This window comes from Synechococcus sp. OH30, assembly GCF_047462175.1.
In the GTDB taxonomy this organism is placed as follows: Bacteria; Cyanobacteriota; Cyanobacteriia; order Thermostichales; family Thermostichaceae; genus Thermostichus.
Genome location: NZ_JANSIP010000004.1, coordinates 24300 through 39769 on the forward strand (window position 1 = coordinate 24300; position 15470 = coordinate 39769).

The window sequence follows — 15470 nt, forward strand, 5'->3', positions numbered from 1 at the left end:
GGAGGCTTCTCAACCCTGTTGGGGCTAGGGATGTGGCTTCCTCTGCAGGTTGAAACTCCACCCACCCAAGGGCTTCTGTACCCCTCTCTTGAGGGGAGATCCTGCCTCATCCCCCTACTATATACGGAGTCTGACGAAGCGGATCCCCCCAAATACAGATTCCCTCCTCCCTTCTCTAAAAGCCTGAGAGGCCTATCCGGCTGCAGGCAAGGCTCTTGCTGCTGGATTGCTTGGCAGCACCCCAGGGTTAGAGATGGGAAACAGGCGGCCTTGCTCGACGGTAATCCGAACCCGGCTGCCCACTGGCAATGCTTCCCGCGCCAGGGCATGCAATTCCTTGCCCGTCTCTGTGACCAGACAATAGCGATACTCCCGCCCCAAAAACTGCCGGTCCCGAATGATCACGCCCCCCTGGGGATCAGGGTGTAAACGCAGCTCCTCCTGGCGGATCATCAGCTCTCCCCAGCGCAGATTGGGGTCGGGTTGATCCTGGAGAGCTTGGAAGGGGATGCGCAGCAGCTCCTCAGCTTGCCAACCAAACTCTCGCCGCTCACAGCGCAGAAAGTTGGCCTGGGTGATGAATTCCGCCACAAAACGGGTAGCTGGCTCCCGATAGACTTCCTCCGGGGATCCCCATTGCTCAATGCGGCCTTCCCGCATCACTGCCACCCAGTCAGAGAGGCAGAGGGCCTCCTCTTGGTCGTGGGTTACGAAAATGGCCGAGGTCTGCGTTTGCTTGAGGATTTTGCGGATTTCTTCCCGCAAATAGTAGCGCACCTGCACATCCAAGTTGCTCAGCGGTTCATCCAAAAGGATGAGGCTGGGCCTGGGGGCCAAAGCCCGGGCCAGAGCCACCCGCTGCTGCTGACCGCCTGAGAGCTCGTGCGGATAGCGGTGGGCATAGTCTTCTAGGCCCACCAAGCGCAACACCTCGTAAGCGCGTTCCCGCGCCTGTTGGGCAGTACTTCGCAACTCCGTCAGGGGAGGGCGATGGCTCCGCCGCGCCCCTGCCCCAGTCCCATGAGTGGGTCGGAGGCCAAACATCACATTGGCCAAAACGTCCAAGTGGGGAAACAGGGCAAAATCTTGAAACACCAGCCCCACCCCCCGCCGCTCCGGCGGGATCCACTGCCCCTCCCCGGCCACCACTTGCCCCCCCAGCAGGAGCCGCCCGCTATCCGGCTGCTCGAAACCGGCAATGATCCGCAAGAGGGTGGTTTTTCCGCAGCCCGACGGGCCCACAATTCCCAAGATGTCTCCCTGGCGCAGGCGAAACTCCACTTCCTGCAAAACCCACTGCCGCTGGCCGGGAAACCTCTTGCTAATGTCCTCCAGCTGAAGAATGTAGGGAGGGTCCGCCTGGTCAGTATTGGACGTCGAGGAAACCAAGAACTCGGCCATGACCGTTGTTGCAAAGTATTTTCACTATTTCCACCAGACTACCATACCCCAAGTCGCGCTGAGGCCGGTCGGCTTGGCATAGAGAGGGATCGGGATCCCGGCTTTGACCCTTTGTTTTGGGGGGCAGAAATCAGTGTTATATTTAGTTAACGAAGTTTCCCAGGCTGTGGTGGCGCTTGGTTTCGAGGGCGCACTCCAGGCTTACTGTTTTGGATGAGTTTTGAGACAAAGTTTCCTGAACGTGCGCTAATTACAGGAGCCAGCCGAGGGATCGGCAGAGCTGTAGCCTTGAGGCTTGCGCAGGAGGGGATAGCAGTTGCCTTGGTGGCTCGTTCTCTCCCCGATTTGCGGGCAGTGCAGGCGGAGATCCAGGCAAAAGGAGGAAAGGCGGAGGTCTTTCCCATTGACCTGGCCGACTTGCCCGCTCTACCGCAGCAGTTGCAAGCCCTTTTGGATCGATTTGGTGTTTGCGATGTCTTGATCAACAACGCCGGCATAGCCCAGGTCGGGCCCTTGGCTAGCTTGGCTTTGGCCGATTGGCAGCGCGTGATTGACTTGAACCTGACAGCAGCTTTTCTCTGTGCCCAAGCTGTCCTGCCTGGGATGCGCCAGCAGCGCTGCGGCGTAATTGTCAACATCGTCTCCATTGCGGGCAAGCGAGCCTTTCCCAATTGGGGGGCCTACTGCGCCAGCAAGTTTGGCCTGCTGGGCTTTTCTGAAGTCTTGGCCGCAGAGGAACGACAGCATGGCATTCGGGTAACCAGCCTCTGTCCCGGAGCTGTGGATACCCCCCTTTGGGATACAGTTCCGGTTGACTTCGATCGTTCCCGGATGCTCTCGCCGGAGTGGGTAGCGGAGGTCATTGCCCACATTGTTTGCCTGCCCAAGGGGGCTGTGGTGGAGGAGCTAACCCTCATGCCGGCAGCAGGGGCCTTTTAGGCCAGCCGGGAGCTGGCTTTTTCTGTAGTACAGAGGAAATCTGCCTGCACCGTCCCCTTGACGAGCCCCTTTAACCCTTCGTTCAACAAAAGGAATATCCTGCTATGACTCTTGCCAAGCCCAGATCCAGTGCTGAGTTGCGACTAAACGACAAAGCCAATCAAAAGTCTCGCCTTGTTCGAGATCAAGAGCCCGAGGGTTCAGAAAGCCTGGATCCGGCAATGGTGGCCGCGGTGGAGACGTTGCTGCGGGGGATTGGGGAGGATCCCGAGCGGGAGGGCCTCAAGAAAACGCCGCAGCGAGTGGTGGCTGCGCTGAAGTTTTTAACCAGTGGCTATCAGCAGTCTCTGGAAGATCTCATCAACGGCGCCGTCTTCGACGAGGGCCACGACGAGATGGTGATGGTGCGGGATATCACGTTGTTTAGCCTCTGTGAGCACCATCTCTTGCCCATCATTGGCAAAGCTCATGTGGCCTACATCCCCCGTCAAAAGGTGGTGGGCCTGAGCAAAATTGCCCGCATTGTGGAGATGTACTCCCGCCGCCTCCAGGTTCAGGAACGCCTGACCCGGCAAATTGCAGAAGCCTTGATGGAGGTTTTGGATCCGTATGGGGTGGGGGTGGTTATCGAGGCTACCCACATGTGCATGGTGATGCGGGGGGTGCAAAAGCCGGGCTCGTGGACGGTCACCAGCTCCATGGTGGGGGTGTTTCAGGAGGATCCCCGCACCCGGGAGGAGTTCTTGAGCCTGATTCGCCACCCGTCCAACTTTTAAGGCTCCCGCGGCGCTTTGCCGGCAAGAAAGCTAATCCTCTGCTCAGGCTGGGCATACTAGCTTAGAATCGACGCAGATCCTGCCCGAAGCGAGGCTTGTTATGAGCGGCCCTGAGAACCAATCTCCCACTGACTTACAGTCCGGTTGGAAGCCGCCGACTCCGCCGGTTGTCCAGCGTCCCCCCCAGGGGGCGGCACAAACGCCGCCAGCGGAGCCCCCAACCCAGTTGGATCCGGGGCTAGCGGCTGTCTATCCCCCTCAAGGACCTAGGTCACGTCCTGCTCCCAGTGCTCCTAAGCCCATCTTAGGTCGGCCCGTTCCACCGGGCGTGGCTGCCGCTCCACCCCAGACGCCAGTGCCCATGCCGGGCCCTGCCCCTGCCCCGCAAGTGCCTCTGGCCGCTCCGACTCCTGCTGCCCAGCCGCAGGCATCTCCCCCCAGCCCTAGTCCAGCTGCTCCGCCTTTTGTGCCTCCCGCTCGCCCCACGGCTGCCGGGCGAATCCCGGTGGCTGCGGCTGCTCCCAAGTCTGCCCCTCCTGGCCCGACGCTGCGCCAACTGGTGCAGGAAGCCTACGAGAAAGGCTACTCAGACATCCATCTGGGGGTGGGGGAAGTGCCTCGCTTTCGCGATCGGGGGGAAATCGTTATCAGTAACCACCCCGTTACCACCACTGAGATGTTCTATAGCTGGCTGCGGGAAAGCTTGCCAGAAAACCAAATCCGCCAGTTTGAAGAGTGCTTAGAGCTGGATACTGCCATTCAGTACGAGGGCTTGGTGCGCTGCCGGGTCAACTGTTTCGTCTCCCTTCTTGGCCCAGCCATGGTGCTGCGTCTGATCCCCCTCAAGATTTTGACGCTGGAGCAGTTGCGGGCGCCGGAAGTGCTCAAGCGCATTGCCGAGGAGCCCAAGGGCCTCGTGCTGGTAACTGGCCCAACTGGCTCCGGTAAGTCCACGACGCTAGCGGCAATGGTGGACTACATCAACTCCAACTTCGCCAAGCACATCATTTCCATTGAGGATCCTATCGAGTTTGTCCACCAGAGCAAGAAGTCGCTGATTCGGCAGCGGGAGGTCGGGATCCATACCCTGGAGTTTGCTAATGCTCTGAAGGCCTCCCTGCGGGAAGATCCGGACATCATCCTAATTGGGGAGATGCGGGATCGGGAAACGGTGGATATTGCTCTCAAGGCGGGCCAGACGGGCCACCTTGTGTTTGGAACGCTGCACACCAACAGCGCCGTCCGCACCATCGAGCGCCTCTTGGGGATCTACAAGCCGGAAGAGCAGGAGCCAATGCGACTGCAACTGGCTGAGACGTTGGTGGCCATTATTGCTCAGACGCTGGTGCGCACCACCGACGGCAAGCGCACCGCAGCCCATGAGATCATGCGCAACACCGATGCCATTCGCGACTACATCAAGCGCGGCGCCGTGGACGAGATCGAGGAGCTGATTGCCGATGGCTCCTACGAGGGCATGTGTACCATGAATCAGTCGCTGTTTCGGCTCTATCAGGAGGGACGGATTACCGCAGAGGTGTGTCTGGAGGCAGCTCCGCGCCGCAACGAGATGGCCCAATGGCTGCGGGGCCGGATCTAGAGGCAGTTTCCCAGATAGCTAGGCTAGGTGCTTGAGGAAAGGCCTGCCTTATCCTTGAGAGCAACTTGGCAGGGAAAGCAAGTTAGCTGCTGGAGTGGAGGGTGGATAAGCACCGCCCTATCCTTCCAGAGTGAGGGCCGAGATCCAGACACCCCTGCAAAGATGGGGTAGGATGGTTTCGGTTGCCATCGGGTACAACCCCACGGTGGCGTCTCCTGGGTCTCTTTGTAGAGGAACTGCAAGAGCCCGTTGAAGCAGAAATCCCGCCCTCTATGCGTTAGCATGAGGGGGGGAGGGTGTTACAAAACAGGAGAATCTATACCGTGAGCGTGATCAGCCAGCTTATCGAAACTGCAGATAACCAGCTGCGCTATCTCTCAGTTAGCGAGCTGCAGGCTATCAAAGACTACATGGACAGTGGCGAAAGGCGTCTGCAGATTGCTCAGGTGTTAGCTGAGAATAGAAAACGCATTATCGATCAGGCCCAGAAACAGCTATTTGCCAAACGACCTGAATACCGACAGCCTGGGGGCAATGCCTACGGCGAGAAGCGCTACAATCAATGCCTGCGGGACTACGATTGGTATTTGCGTTTGGTAACCTATGGCATTATCGCTGGCAGTAAAGAGCCAATTGAGTCCATTGGCCTCATAGGGGTGCGGGAAATGTACAACAGCCTCAACGTACCCATTGCCGGCATGATTGATGCGATTGTCTTTTTGAAGGAAGCAGCTCTCAGCCTGTTGGATCCCGACTCTGCGGCTGAGGCCGCTCCCTACTTTGACTACATCATCAATGCCCTGAGTTAGAGAGCTCCCTTTGCGGCCAGAGAGGCCAAGGCAGCGCGGGCGCAGGCGGCTACCTGTTCCTGGGAGTCCTGGGCAAGCCGAGCTAGCCCAGGGTAGGCAGCTTCTGTTCCCAACTGGCTTAGGGCAATGCAGACGCGGTAGCGCAGCTGCCAATCGTCAGAAGCGATGAGGGGCTCTAGGTAGGGGATGGCCCGCGGATCCCCCAGATCCCCTAGCGCTGCAGCAGCGGCGGTGGTCAGCAGTTCATTTCCCTCCTGGAGAACCTGCACTAGGGTGTCGAAGGCGGCGGGGTTGCCTAGCTCGCCGAGGGCAGCGACAATACTAAAGCGCACCAGCCACTCCGTCTCCCGCTGGTAGGCCTCCAGGAGATCAGTCAGGGCCTGCGGCTGCTTGAGATCCCCTAGAGCGGCAGCAGCGGCGGCTCGCACGTCGAACTCGGGATCCTCCCGCAAAGACTGCTGCAGGATTGGTAAAAGGGTGGCCGGATCGATCCCTTTTGCGGCAAGGGTGCCCAGCTGACTAATAGCAGCGTAGCGGACGCGTGCATTCTCGTCGGCTACTGCCTGCTGCAACAGAGTCAAGCTTTCTGGCGGGGAGAGTTCTCTGGCTTTGTTAACAGCGCGCAGCCGCTCCCCCAGATCCTGAGAGCCCAACAGCTCCAGCAAGGTCGCCAGTGAGGGCGGATCCCCAGCAGTTGTTGTCATCGTTCCTTTCTCTCCGTAGCTTTCTCTGGCTGTAGCAAAGAAGGAAAACTCGATGTTATCATTTTGAGGCAGTGTGTGCTGTCTTTTGGTCCTATGGCCTTATTGCAGAAAGAAAAGCAGGAGATCATTGAGAAATATCGACTACACGACACCGACACCGGCTCTGCCGATGTGCAGGTTGCCTTGCTAACCAGCCGCATCAACCAGCTCTCGCAGCACCTGCAGAGAAATCCTAAGGACTTTAACTCCCGCCGCGGCTTGCTGATGATGATTGGTCGCCGCAAGCGGCTGCTCAACTACATTGCCAAGCATTCTCCCGAGCGCTTTCAGGAGCTGGTTGAACGGTTAAACATTCGAGTGAAAAAGTAGCTACCTAGAAAGCACAGTCGAGGAGCTACCTGCGTGGGCAAGTCTAGTCGCTACTCTAAAGCTTCTCGAGGCCGCTCCAGTCAAGCTGCTGGTCAGGTGGAGCAGCAGCCGGCCAGAGGAGATCGAGCTGCTGTCATTCCTCCCGAGGTAAGCCGGCGCATGGTGCGGCGAATCCTCATTTTTTCCGGGATCCCTTCTACGCTTGGCTTAAGTAGCTTTGTTGTCAACTACTATCTTTTAACCAACCATGTGATAGCCCTGCCCCCCTACTTTACTTTGGTGGAGTCGCTGGCCTTTTTTGGCCTTGGCTTTTTGGGCATTAGCTACGGTGTCTTCTCGGCCTCCTGGGATCCAGAGCCTGGATCCCTGCTGGGGATTGGTGAGTTCCGCCGCAACCTGGGTATTTTCCTCCAGCAGTGGCGTGAAGCAACAAGCAGCTCTGCCTCTTCAGAAGCTGACGAGACCTAGCTGCTTTGGGCGCTGGGGGAGTTTCCTAGACAAGATACAAGCCCAGCCTCAGGGGGCCGGGCTGAGGGGGTTCAAAATAGGCTGCTGGGGCTAGAGCCGCACCTGCGCGCCCTCAAAGAAACCGCGGATGATCAAGATCGATCCCTCGAAATCCACTGGAGTGGTCTCTATATTGTCCGTGGGGAATTCTTGTTCCAGGAACCACTGGCCAGAGATCCGGTCGGCAGAAGTCGTTGAGTCGAAGACAAGGCTTAGAATCCCTCTTTGCGTACCGCCACCGATGTCAAATCGATTAAACGGCCCAGCCAGTTGCGCCCCGGCGAGGGTGCGGAAGACAAAATCGCCAGTCACGGGCACAATGCCCTGCAAAACAACCGGCCCTGGAGTTGTTTCCTCTCCATCCTCTCCATCCTCTTCATCTCTTTCAGTCCGCAAGGAGAAGAAATAATTGAAGGCTGTAGGCGCACCTGGACGCTCAGGAACAGGTAACTGCGGGATCGGCGTGGGGAAAGGTTGCGGCGGCGGGCTGACCTGGACAAAGTTAAGGACTGTGCTGACATTGGCCGGGTCAAACTCTGCTTGTACCCGACCGTTCAAGAGGCGCCGGATGCGCACCAACTGGTTGGGCAGAATGTTCGGACGAGTGGGATCCGGAGCAAATAGCACCGACTGCGTACCCACCTGGGTGGGACGATAGACGATCTCCGCCTGGTTGGGGCGGAAGTTCAGGCGGGCAAAGAGAGTCAGGGCATCTTCAGGAGTGCCATCGCCGGCCACGCCCCGCTGCCGCACCACAAAGCTGGCGGAGAAGGATCCCTGCTGTAAAATTACGTCGATACTGCTTTCTCTAAGATCAGTGGAACCCAAAAACTCGCCTGTGACTTCGTTGAGAACGCCAGGAACCCTTGTAGTCAGAGAAGCCTGCCCCTCCAGAACTACCTGGTCTCCAGATCTGCTAACTAGAATTCTCGTAAGTCGGAGGGTCAACCTTCCTATAGGAACGGGTTCTTGTACTTCTTCTCTGCTCTCAAATACTTCTAGTGTCCCGTCAGGCCTTAATGTTGTCAACGTACCTGAAACTCTCTCTCTTAGCTGCGTGATTACTACCTCACCTGAAAAGGTTGTATTAACTCTCAAGCGCCGGTCACCAACGCCACTGGAGAGCAACGCAAGACCGCTCGATGTTGAAAGATCTACGCGAGTGCTCAGCCTGGCGTCGTTTGGGGCAAAAGCTACAACCTCAAGTGGAGGAACCCGTTCGGCAATACGAATGGCGATGCGGTTGTCGTTTGTGGGGGCGAGCACGGCTTCTATGCCCTCCAGACGGGCTGCCCCACTCCCTTGAGTTGGTGTTGACCGAACAGGGATGACAGGAGAACCCCCAAATTTAGGATTGACGAAATCTAACCGCAGGCTAGTGGTCTCCAGCACTGAGCCGGGGGTAAAGCGGTACTCCTGCGCCGAGACAAACGCCGTGGGATCCACCTGGACAGGCCCCGGCAAGGCAGGAGACTCGTCAATTTGACCGCAGCCGCCTAGGAGCAAGACTCCACACAAAACTGCCAATGAGCGACCTTTGAAGTTCATACGGCACTGCCTCACACACCCTAATCTGGGGAAATCCACACACAAAATGGAGGAAAAGGCACCCAACCCCAACGCTACAGGTAAGCTGGCCGCCCCTGCTCGAGGCTATGATACCCCATATCTAGGGGATGGGCCATTTCCAAAAAAATTTCTTGGATTTGCTTTGCCGCTTGCTTGACAACGCCCCAAGATGCAGTAGAACTAACAGCAGGCATCCGCCTTTGAAACGGGATCCCTCATAATCTTGCCCATGCATAGGGGCAGATTCAGTGGATCCCGGCTGGGCGCTGTTGGAAAGTGGTGTGAGTGAGTGGAGAATTCCCCGATGAAACGACGTTCTGGCTCAGGCCCTGGCCGTGGCGGCCTTTCTCTTCTGGTAACTTGGGCTTCGCTAGCGCTCGCCACTGCCTGCAGCAGCGAGACTACGGGCGGTCTGCCACCCCTCCTGACTGCCGATGGATCCACCCCTCCCCCCGTGGCCGTGGCCCCCACGATCTCGCCCGACCTCACACCCATCACCTTCCGCCCTGGGCCAGACTTTGCTCCTATCACGCCGCCGCCCATTCAGCCCGACCTGCCGGATCCGCCGCAATTTGGGCCAGGGGGCGGCTTCAATGTCGATCAGCCTGTCTCGATCTCTTACAGAGTGGAATTGACCAACCTGATTGTCCGAGGGGTGATTGCGAGTGTAGACATTCAGGTCTTGAATATCACTTGCGGAACGGATGTTACTGGCGTAATCCGGCCCGAGGCCCTGAGCCAGTTTAGGAACCTGCTGATTGGAAGAGGCAACACGTTCACCGACGCTAACGGATTTAACTTTAGCTATACATTTCCAACAGACCCTAGGTTTTTCGAGGACTTGAGGATTTTTTCAAAGGCGATTAGAAGGATCGAAGGCGAAGAAATACTGACAGGGGACGACATTGTTTTTGTTCTAACTATCCGAGATAGCTTTGGTCAAGTTTTACGGGTTGACGACTCGATTTTCAATCCAGGGGAAACTCGAAGCGAAGTTCGTGGCTTTGCAATTCCAGCCTGTAGCAATCTCCCTCAGCCAACGCCTACCCCGACGCCGACACCCCTGCCGCCTGTACCTACGCCGACTTCAGGCCCTACCCCTGTTCCGACGCCGGTTCCTGTAGGGCCGTCGCCTTCGTTTACCCGCTTCTTACTGCCCAATCCAGCGCCGGTCAACACGCCTGTTACTCTCACTTTTGTGGTCGATAACCGAGTGGCTGGAGCCATTCCCTTGAGTGGTCTGAACTTCCAGGCAATCTTGCCTGAGGGGCTGGTTGTTGCTAATCCTTCCACCCCCGCCGGCCTTGCTGATCCAAATACTTGCGGAGGAGTTCTTGGTGCCTTACCTGGGACGAGGATCATTAGTCTTTCAGGCGGAGTCTTAGCGGCAGGTGCCACTTGCGAGGTCAATGTTTCTATTCAGGCAACAGCTCCCGGGATCTACACCTTGCCGCTGCTGTTTGTGTCGAACAATCAGACTCTGCCCAGCGCAGCTCCTCCCATCAATCTGGTGGTTAACTAGTGGCTAACCTGTGATGACGACTTTAGCCAGATTTGTGATGCCTATTTTGGTAAGTGAGGGTGGCAGGAAATGAACGTGAAGAGGATCAGGATTAGAAAGAATTGGTCGCGGGCTTTGGGCAGTGTAGGCGCTGTTTTCTTCACCACAGCCAGCTTGGTTGGCTGCCAGCAAGCCAAGGACAAGAACGCCACCAGCTTTGTCCCTGGACCGATCATTCCGCCTCAGACTCCTAGCGTGCCCACTGGTGGTACCGAGGTGGGCCTACCTCCCGTAGCACCACCAGGGATCCCTTTGCCGGCTCCCACAATTGTTATCCAAACTCCCGTTGCAGCCCCAACCATTCCTCCAATCCCCTCTCCTATTCCTCTCCCCACCATCAAGGCAGAAACTCCGGCTCCTTCTACCCCTTTCCCTCCTCCTCCCCCTACTCCCTTTCCTGTTGAAACAGTTAGCGTTGATCCAGCAGCAGTTACGTTTGCCTCAGGGACGACTGTTGGCTCTATAGAAACTCTCACGCTTACGCCGTCTGCTCCTCCGGCCAACGGCAGCTTGGTGTTGAAGGTAGAAAGCAGCAACCCGCAGGTGGTAGGCGTTTCCACAACAGCTGCCTCGTTCGTAACAGTTGTCCTTCCACCGGGATCCCCGGATACACCTAAGGTTGTGCTGACGCGTTTGATCCCGGCTACACAGGAGGGCAATGCCACCATCACAGTTACCCGCGACCCGGCCACAACCGCTGCCAATTATCCGGTGGGCAGCGTGAATGTTGCCGTGCCGGTGACCTTAAAGCAGCAAGAGCCGCCTAGCATTACCGTTGATCCCGAGTCCATCACCTTTGATGATAAGCAGCCAGTTGGCACTTCTGCTAAAGTAGCGGTCAGCCTTAATCCAGTTGCTCCGATTGGTGGGCAGGTTGTGTTGGATGTGAGTGGAACTCCCAATCCTTTTGTTCCAGGGGCGTCGTTTGCTATTTCGACCAGCACGCTGGTCTTCAAGGAAGGCAACAAGGGACCTCAGGAATTCGAGGTTGTTCGCCTGACGCCTGGCGAAGCTGCCGGATCGGTGACCATCAAGCTCAATCCCGCGCTGACGACGGCTACCAACTTCTTGACTGCCGACCTCAGTGCTGTGATCCCTGTTGCAATCAAAGCTCTGCCGACTCCACCACCCGCCACTCTTGCAATTGAGTATAAGGATACTTCCTTGAAGTGTAGCACTAACCTTAACTTGAAGCTCACTGCGCCTCCAACTGTTACCATTACTGGCGCTGTTAAAAGCCCACTCACTTTCAAAGCCGAGCCAGCACCTAATCCTCCCTTCTTTTTTGACACATCCACAGGGGTCATTTCCGTTCAATGTCCAGCGGCAGCAAACCAGCCTCCGATTGGCCTTTCTTTCTCTGCATTGATAACGGTTACGGATTCTTCAGTTCCGCCAATTTCGGCTCAGAAGTTTGTATCGATTAAAGTCGAGTAGTCAGCACTGCAGCAACCCTAAGGCATAGGGGGTTCCAAAAGTTATCTGGGGTGGGAAGCTGCTGTGTTGACCAAGCCGGCTGCCCAATCCAGCAGATGATTGACTGCTTCTAGAGTTTTGACTTCAGAGTACAGCCGCAGCAGAGGTTCAGTGCCGCTGCCGCGGATCATCACCCAACTGCCGTCGGCAAGGGTAAACTTATAGCCGTCTTTGTCGAAATGCTTGATCACCTTCTGCCCCAAAATCTCAGAGGGGGGATCCGCTTGCAGTTGTTGGAATAGCTGGGTTTGTTGGTTTTGATCCGCCAGGTGCAGGTCGCGGCGCAGGTAAACCGAGCTAAATCCTTCCCGTTCCTGCAAAGCCCGGTAAAGGGCGCTCAGATCTTGGCCGGTTTCGGTGACGGCTTCGATGAGATACAGAGCAGAAAGCATGGCATCCCGCTCGGGGGTGGGGCCCAGGTAGCATTCTTCTCCCCCCAGCCGCACCTGGGTGCTCAGGCGGGATCTCTTCAAGAGGTGGCTGCAGCCTGCCGCGCCAAGACCCACTCCACCAGGGTGCGCACGCCGTAGCCGGTGGCGCCTTTGTTGTTGTAGCCCGCATCCTTCTCTGTCCACACCGGGCCGGCTATGTCCAGGTGGGCCCAGGGGGTTTTCTCCACAAATTGTTTGAGGAAGAGGGCAGCGGTGATGGAGCCGCCGGAGCGGGGGCCGGTGTTCTTCATGTCGGCCACGGTGGAGCTGAGGCCCTCGAAGTAGCTCTCTTCCAAGGGTAGGCGCCAGATCTTTTCGCCAGAGAGGTTGGCCGCCTGCTGCAGCTCTTGAGCCAGGGCCTCATTGGGGGTAAAGAGGCCGGCAATTTCTTCTCCCAGCGCAATAACGCAGGCGCCGGTTAGGGTGGCTAGATCCACAATGGCGTCCACCCCCAGCTTTTCGGCAAACACCAAAGCATCGGCCAGGGTGAGGCGGCCTTCGGCATCGGTGTTGTTGACCTCAATGGTCTTGCCGTTGGAGGCGGTGAGGATGTCCCCGGGGTGGAGGGCACGGCCGCTAATCATATTTTCAGTGGCGGCGACGATAAAGTGCACCTCTACCTGCGGCTTGAGGGCAGCTAGGGCCCGGGCCGCTCCCAAGACGGCTGCAGCTCCGCCCATATCGGTTTTCATCATGGCAATGCTGCGGGAGTCGGTTTTGATGTTCAGCCCGCCGGAATCGAAGGTGAGGCCCTTGCCCACCAGGGCCAGCTTGGCGACGGGATCCCCTTCTTTGGGCTTGTAGGTGAGGTGGATAAACTGGGGCGGCAGATCTGAGGCCTGGGCCACGCCGAGGAAAGCCCCCATGCCTAAGGCTTGGCACTCTTCCCGTCCTAGGATCTCCACCTCTAGGCCGTAGTCTTGGGCCAGTTGCCGGGCAGTGTCGGCCAGGGCAGGGGGGGTGACGACATTGGCAGGGGCGGCCACCAGTTCGCGGGCCAGGATCGTCCCGGCAGCCATCTCGGTGGCCCGCTGCAGGGCGTTTTCATAGTCTTGGCGGGCCTGGGCCAGGCCTGGCACCAGGAGGGTGACTTCCTCAACGGAAAAGCCGCGCTCTTCCTCGGGCTTGGGCTGGGATTTAAAGCGGTTATCCTGGTGGGCCACAAGGAGGCTGGCTTCGGCTACTGCCTGCACCGCCCGCACCGGATCCAGCCCCGTTTCTGGCAAGGACAGCACCACCTGCTTAGCTTTAAGGCTGTGGGCCTGGCGCAGACCGTTGGCAGTGGCCCGCCGCAGCGCTTCCAGTGTCAGCGCAGCCGGATCCCCAAGCCCCACCAACACCAGCTTGCGGATGGCTCCTGGCAGGCGCAGAGCAAGGCTGCTATTAGGCTTGCCCTGAAACTTCTGTTCTTGAACCGCTTCCGCCACCAGCCCCGACCCCACTTTCTCGTCCAAGGCAGCAATCTCGGCAGGCAGCGAGAAGGTGGCGTTTTCGCCGGTGGGGGCAAAGCAGTAAACCAAGGCGCATTCTGCCTGTGTTAGGGGCGGCTCGCCAAGACGAAGCTGCATGGGAAACCTTTGGCCAAGCTAGGGACAGCAGATTTTCAGTGTAGCCAATTCCGCCACTTCTAGGACAGGGGATCCCTTGGCTGGCATCGACGTTGGCTTTTCTAGCCAATAGCCTTTAATCAGGAAGGGAGGAAACCAAGGTATGGCCTGGCGGCGGCGTTCCATCCTTCAGCTTGGGGTTATTGCCGGCGCAATGCTGCTGGCGCTGGCGCTAGGGGGGGTGGGATCCCTGGCCCAGGCGCAGAGGCCCCTGGAAGAGCTGCCGCAGCCGGTTCGCCTCAAGCTGCCCCCCGGCCTAGCCCGCTACACCTATGACAAGTCGGCGGGAGACTACTTCGAAGAAATCGAGCCGCTGCTGCCGGGCGGAGCTTACGCCCAGTGGGCCTTCTACCCCGTCCCTGTCTACATTCAGGGGGATCACCCCCAGTGGAAAACCTTTGTGGAGCAGGCGGTAAAGGAGTGGTCGGCCTACATCCCCCTGAAGGTGGTGGGCAAAGAAGAGGAGGCCCTCTACGGGATAAGCATCTACCGCGTTCCTGCCATTGGCAAAGGGATAGCGGGGGCAGCCCGGCCTGAGTTTTTCTTTGCCGCCGATGGCTCGCTGCAGCAGCGGGTGCGCATTGTCATTGCCGAAGGCCAGGGGTTGGCAGAAGTGACGGCGGTGGCCCGGCACGAGATTGGCCATGGGCTGGGGCTGTGGGGCCATAGTCCCAACCCGCGGGATCTGATGTACGGCGGCCACCATGCAGCGGCTACCGGCAATCGCCGCCTGCTGCGGGTGCCCACCATCACCAAACGGGATCTCAATACCCTCAAGCGGGTTTACGAGCAGCCCACCCTCATGGGCCAGGTCTTCCCGGAGAGCTACCGCCGCCTGTTTGGCCAGCTTCTGCCAGAGAGAATTTTGGGAATGGCCGGCAGCTAGCGCCGCAGCAGTTGCGCTCCCCCCTTCAGCCCCATGGCCAGGAGAAAAAACAGCAACTGGGTGGCCACAATGCTGGGGCCAGAGGGGAGGTTGAAGGCGGCTGAGAGGAGGATCCCCAGCACGGCGCTTAAGCCCCCCAAGCCCATGGCCAGCAGCACATAGGTTGTAAAGCCGGAGGCCAAAAGCCGCGCCGTCGAGGCAGGGATCACCACAAAGGCGCTCACCAATAGCACCCCCACCGAGCGGATCGACAGGGCCACCACTAGCGCTAGCAGCACCACAAAGGCCAGCCGCTGCCAGCCCGCCTCTACCCCCCGCGCCCGCGCCAGCGACTCATCCAGGGTGAGCAGCATCTGGGCGGGCAAGGTCAGCCCAATGTACCCCAGGGCTAAGAGCAGGAGCAGGCCGCTTACCCACAAGGCCGGCAGGCTGATGCCGAGAATATCCCCAAACAGCAACTGGTTAAGGTTGCCGCGGTAGCCAGGGATCAGGCTAAGGCCAATGATGGCCAGGGCCAAGGAGGAGGAGTAGATGATGTTTAGCACCGCATCCGCCGAAAGCTGGGTGCGTTCCAGGACAAAAGTCACCCCCACGGCAAACACCACCCCAAACACCATCAGCACTGCCGTGGGATCCAGCCCCAGGGCCACTCCCACGAGAATACCCAGCAGCGCCGAATGCCCCAAGGCATCACTAAAAAACGCCAACTGCCGAAAGATGGCAAAACTGCCCAAAAGCCCCCCCGTCACCCCCGTCAGGATGCCGCCTAGGAGAGCCCGCTGCATGAAGGGCAACTGCAGCCATTCCACCACCTGCGCCCAGGTCTCCGGCATTG

The 15470-nt window shown here is 58.4% G+C and carries 15 protein-coding genes; 9 read left to right on the plus strand and 6 right to left on the minus strand.

Going from position 1 to position 15470, the window contains the following annotated elements; translation table 11 throughout:
• Nucleotides 1-192 precede the first annotated feature (192 nt).
• Nucleotides 193-1401, minus strand: coding sequence for an ABC transporter ATP-binding protein (locus NW830_RS05795; protein WP_414362334.1), 1209 nt, complete (start codon nucleotides 1399-1401; stop codon nucleotides 193-195).
• 213 nt (nucleotides 1402-1614) lie between these two features.
• Here NW830_RS05795 and NW830_RS05800 point away from each other — a divergent pair, with 213 nt between their 5' ends.
• From NW830_RS05800 to apcD, 4 genes are all read left to right on the plus strand, one after another.
• Nucleotides 1615-2340 (plus strand): SDR family oxidoreductase, encoded by a 726-nt coding sequence (locus NW830_RS05800; RefSeq protein WP_414362335.1) that lies wholly within the window; start codon nucleotides 1615-1617, stop codon nucleotides 2338-2340.
• Between the two features lie 104 nt (nucleotides 2341-2444).
• Entirely contained in the window at nucleotides 2445-3116 is a 672-nt protein-coding gene (gene folE, locus NW830_RS05805) for a GTP cyclohydrolase I FolE (RefSeq protein WP_414362336.1), read from the plus strand.
• A 361-nt stretch (nucleotides 3117-3477) separates the two neighbouring features.
• On the plus strand, nucleotides 3478-4716 hold the full coding sequence (locus NW830_RS05810; RefSeq protein WP_414362445.1) for a type IV pilus twitching motility protein PilT: 1239 nt from the start codon (nucleotides 3478-3480) through the stop codon (nucleotides 4714-4716).
• 323 nt (nucleotides 4717-5039) lie between these two features.
• Nucleotides 5040-5525 carry an allophycocyanin subunit alpha-B gene (apcD, locus tag NW830_RS05815; RefSeq protein WP_414362337.1) on the plus strand — a complete coding sequence of 162 codons (486 nt, stop codon included), beginning with the start codon at nucleotides 5040-5042 and terminating at the stop codon, nucleotides 5523-5525.
• On the opposite strand, the gene NW830_RS05820 is transcribed toward apcD, so the two are convergent.
• Nucleotides 5522-6229: a HEAT repeat domain-containing protein gene (locus NW830_RS05820; protein ID WP_414362338.1), complete on the minus strand. Its 708-nt coding sequence runs from the start codon at nucleotides 6227-6229 to the stop codon at nucleotides 5522-5524. The genes apcD and NW830_RS05820 overlap by 4 nt on opposite strands.
• A 93-nt stretch (nucleotides 6230-6322) precedes the next feature.
• Here NW830_RS05820 and rpsO point away from each other — a divergent pair, with 93 nt between their 5' ends.
• Both rpsO and NW830_RS05830 read left to right on the plus strand, forming a co-directional pair.
• On the plus strand, nucleotides 6323-6598 hold the full coding sequence (gene rpsO / locus NW830_RS05825) for a 30S ribosomal protein S15 (RefSeq protein ID WP_414362339.1): 276 nt from the start codon (nucleotides 6323-6325) through the stop codon (nucleotides 6596-6598).
• Nucleotides 6599-6631: 33 nt separating this feature from the next.
• Nucleotides 6632-7066: a photosystem II biosynthesis protein gene (locus NW830_RS05830; protein ID WP_414362340.1), complete on the plus strand. Its 435-nt coding sequence runs from the start codon at nucleotides 6632-6634 to the stop codon at nucleotides 7064-7066.
• Between the two features lie 90 nt (nucleotides 7067-7156).
• On the opposite strand, the gene NW830_RS05835 is transcribed toward NW830_RS05830, so the two are convergent.
• Nucleotides 7157-7933: a hypothetical protein gene (locus NW830_RS05835; RefSeq protein WP_414362341.1), complete on the minus strand. Its 777-nt coding sequence runs from the start codon at nucleotides 7931-7933 to the stop codon at nucleotides 7157-7159.
• Between the two features lie 1045 nt (nucleotides 7934-8978).
• Between NW830_RS05835 and NW830_RS05840 the strand changes: the two genes are divergently transcribed.
• On the plus strand, nucleotides 8979-10196 hold the full coding sequence (locus NW830_RS05840) for a hypothetical protein (protein ID WP_414362342.1): 1218 nt from the start codon (nucleotides 8979-8981) through the stop codon (nucleotides 10194-10196).
• A gap of 555 nt (nucleotides 10197-10751) precedes the next feature.
• Nucleotides 10752-11672 (plus strand): hypothetical protein, encoded by a 921-nt coding sequence (locus tag NW830_RS05845; RefSeq protein WP_414362343.1) that lies wholly within the window; start codon nucleotides 10752-10754, stop codon nucleotides 11670-11672.
• Nucleotides 11673-11713: 41 nt separating this feature from the next.
• On the opposite strand, the gene NW830_RS05850 is transcribed toward NW830_RS05845, so the two are convergent.
• The gene (locus NW830_RS05850; RefSeq protein WP_414362344.1) at nucleotides 11714-12184 is read right to left on the minus strand and encodes a hypothetical protein; all 471 of its coding nucleotides are present in this window, start codon (nucleotides 12182-12184) and stop codon (nucleotides 11714-11716) included.
• The gene (locus tag NW830_RS05855; RefSeq protein ID WP_414362345.1) at nucleotides 12181-13710 is read right to left on the minus strand and encodes a leucyl aminopeptidase; all 1530 of its coding nucleotides are present in this window, start codon (nucleotides 13708-13710) and stop codon (nucleotides 12181-12183) included. Before NW830_RS05855 ends, NW830_RS05850 begins: the two co-directional genes overlap by 4 nt.
• Before the next feature lie 142 nt (nucleotides 13711-13852).
• On the opposite strand from NW830_RS05855, the gene NW830_RS05860 reads away from it, so the two are divergent.
• A complete protein-coding gene (locus NW830_RS05860) occupies nucleotides 13853-14635 on the plus strand; it encodes a hypothetical protein (RefSeq protein ID WP_414362346.1) in 783 nt (260 codons plus the stop codon).
• Here the strand turns inward: NW830_RS05860 and NW830_RS05865 are convergent.
• Nucleotides 14632-15468 carry a metal ABC transporter permease gene (locus NW830_RS05865; RefSeq protein ID WP_414362347.1) on the minus strand — a complete coding sequence of 279 codons (837 nt, stop codon included), beginning with the start codon at nucleotides 15466-15468 and terminating at the stop codon, nucleotides 14632-14634. The genes NW830_RS05860 and NW830_RS05865 overlap by 4 nt on opposite strands.
• Between the last annotated feature and the right edge of the window lie 2 nt (nucleotides 15469-15470).

What these genes read in the sequence shown, in the direction of transcription:
- NW830_RS05795 (WP_414362334.1), bottom strand. Translation starts at nt 1,401, where the DNA reads ATGGCCGAGTTCTTGGTTTCCTCGACGTCCAATACTGACCAGGCGGAC.
- NW830_RS05800 (WP_414362335.1), top strand. Translation starts at nt 1,615, where the DNA reads ATGAGTTTTGAGACAAAGTTTCCTGAACGTGCGCTAATTACAGGAGCC.
- folE (WP_414362336.1), top strand. Translation starts at nt 2,445, where the DNA reads ATGACTCTTGCCAAGCCCAGATCCAGTGCTGAGTTGCGACTAAACGAC.
- NW830_RS05810 (WP_414362445.1), top strand. Translation starts at nt 3,478, where the DNA reads ATGCCGGGCCCTGCCCCTGCCCCGCAAGTGCCTCTGGCCGCTCCGACT.
- NW830_RS05820 (WP_414362338.1), bottom strand. Translation starts at nt 6,229, where the DNA reads ATGACAACAACTGCTGGGGATCCGCCCTCACTGGCGACCTTGCTGGAG.
- rpsO (WP_414362339.1), top strand. Translation starts at nt 6,323, where the DNA reads ATGGCCTTATTGCAGAAAGAAAAGCAGGAGATCATTGAGAAATATCGA.
- NW830_RS05840 (WP_414362342.1), top strand. Translation starts at nt 8,979, where the DNA reads ATGAAACGACGTTCTGGCTCAGGCCCTGGCCGTGGCGGCCTTTCTCTT.
- NW830_RS05855 (WP_414362345.1), bottom strand. Translation starts at nt 13,710, where the DNA reads ATGCAGCTTCGTCTTGGCGAGCCGCCCCTAACACAGGCAGAATGCGCC.
- NW830_RS05860 (WP_414362346.1), top strand. Translation starts at nt 13,853, where the DNA reads ATGGCCTGGCGGCGGCGTTCCATCCTTCAGCTTGGGGTTATTGCCGGC.
- NW830_RS05865 (WP_414362347.1), bottom strand. Translation starts at nt 15,468, where the DNA reads ATGCCGGAGACCTGGGCGCAGGTGGTGGAATGGCTGCAGTTGCCCTTC.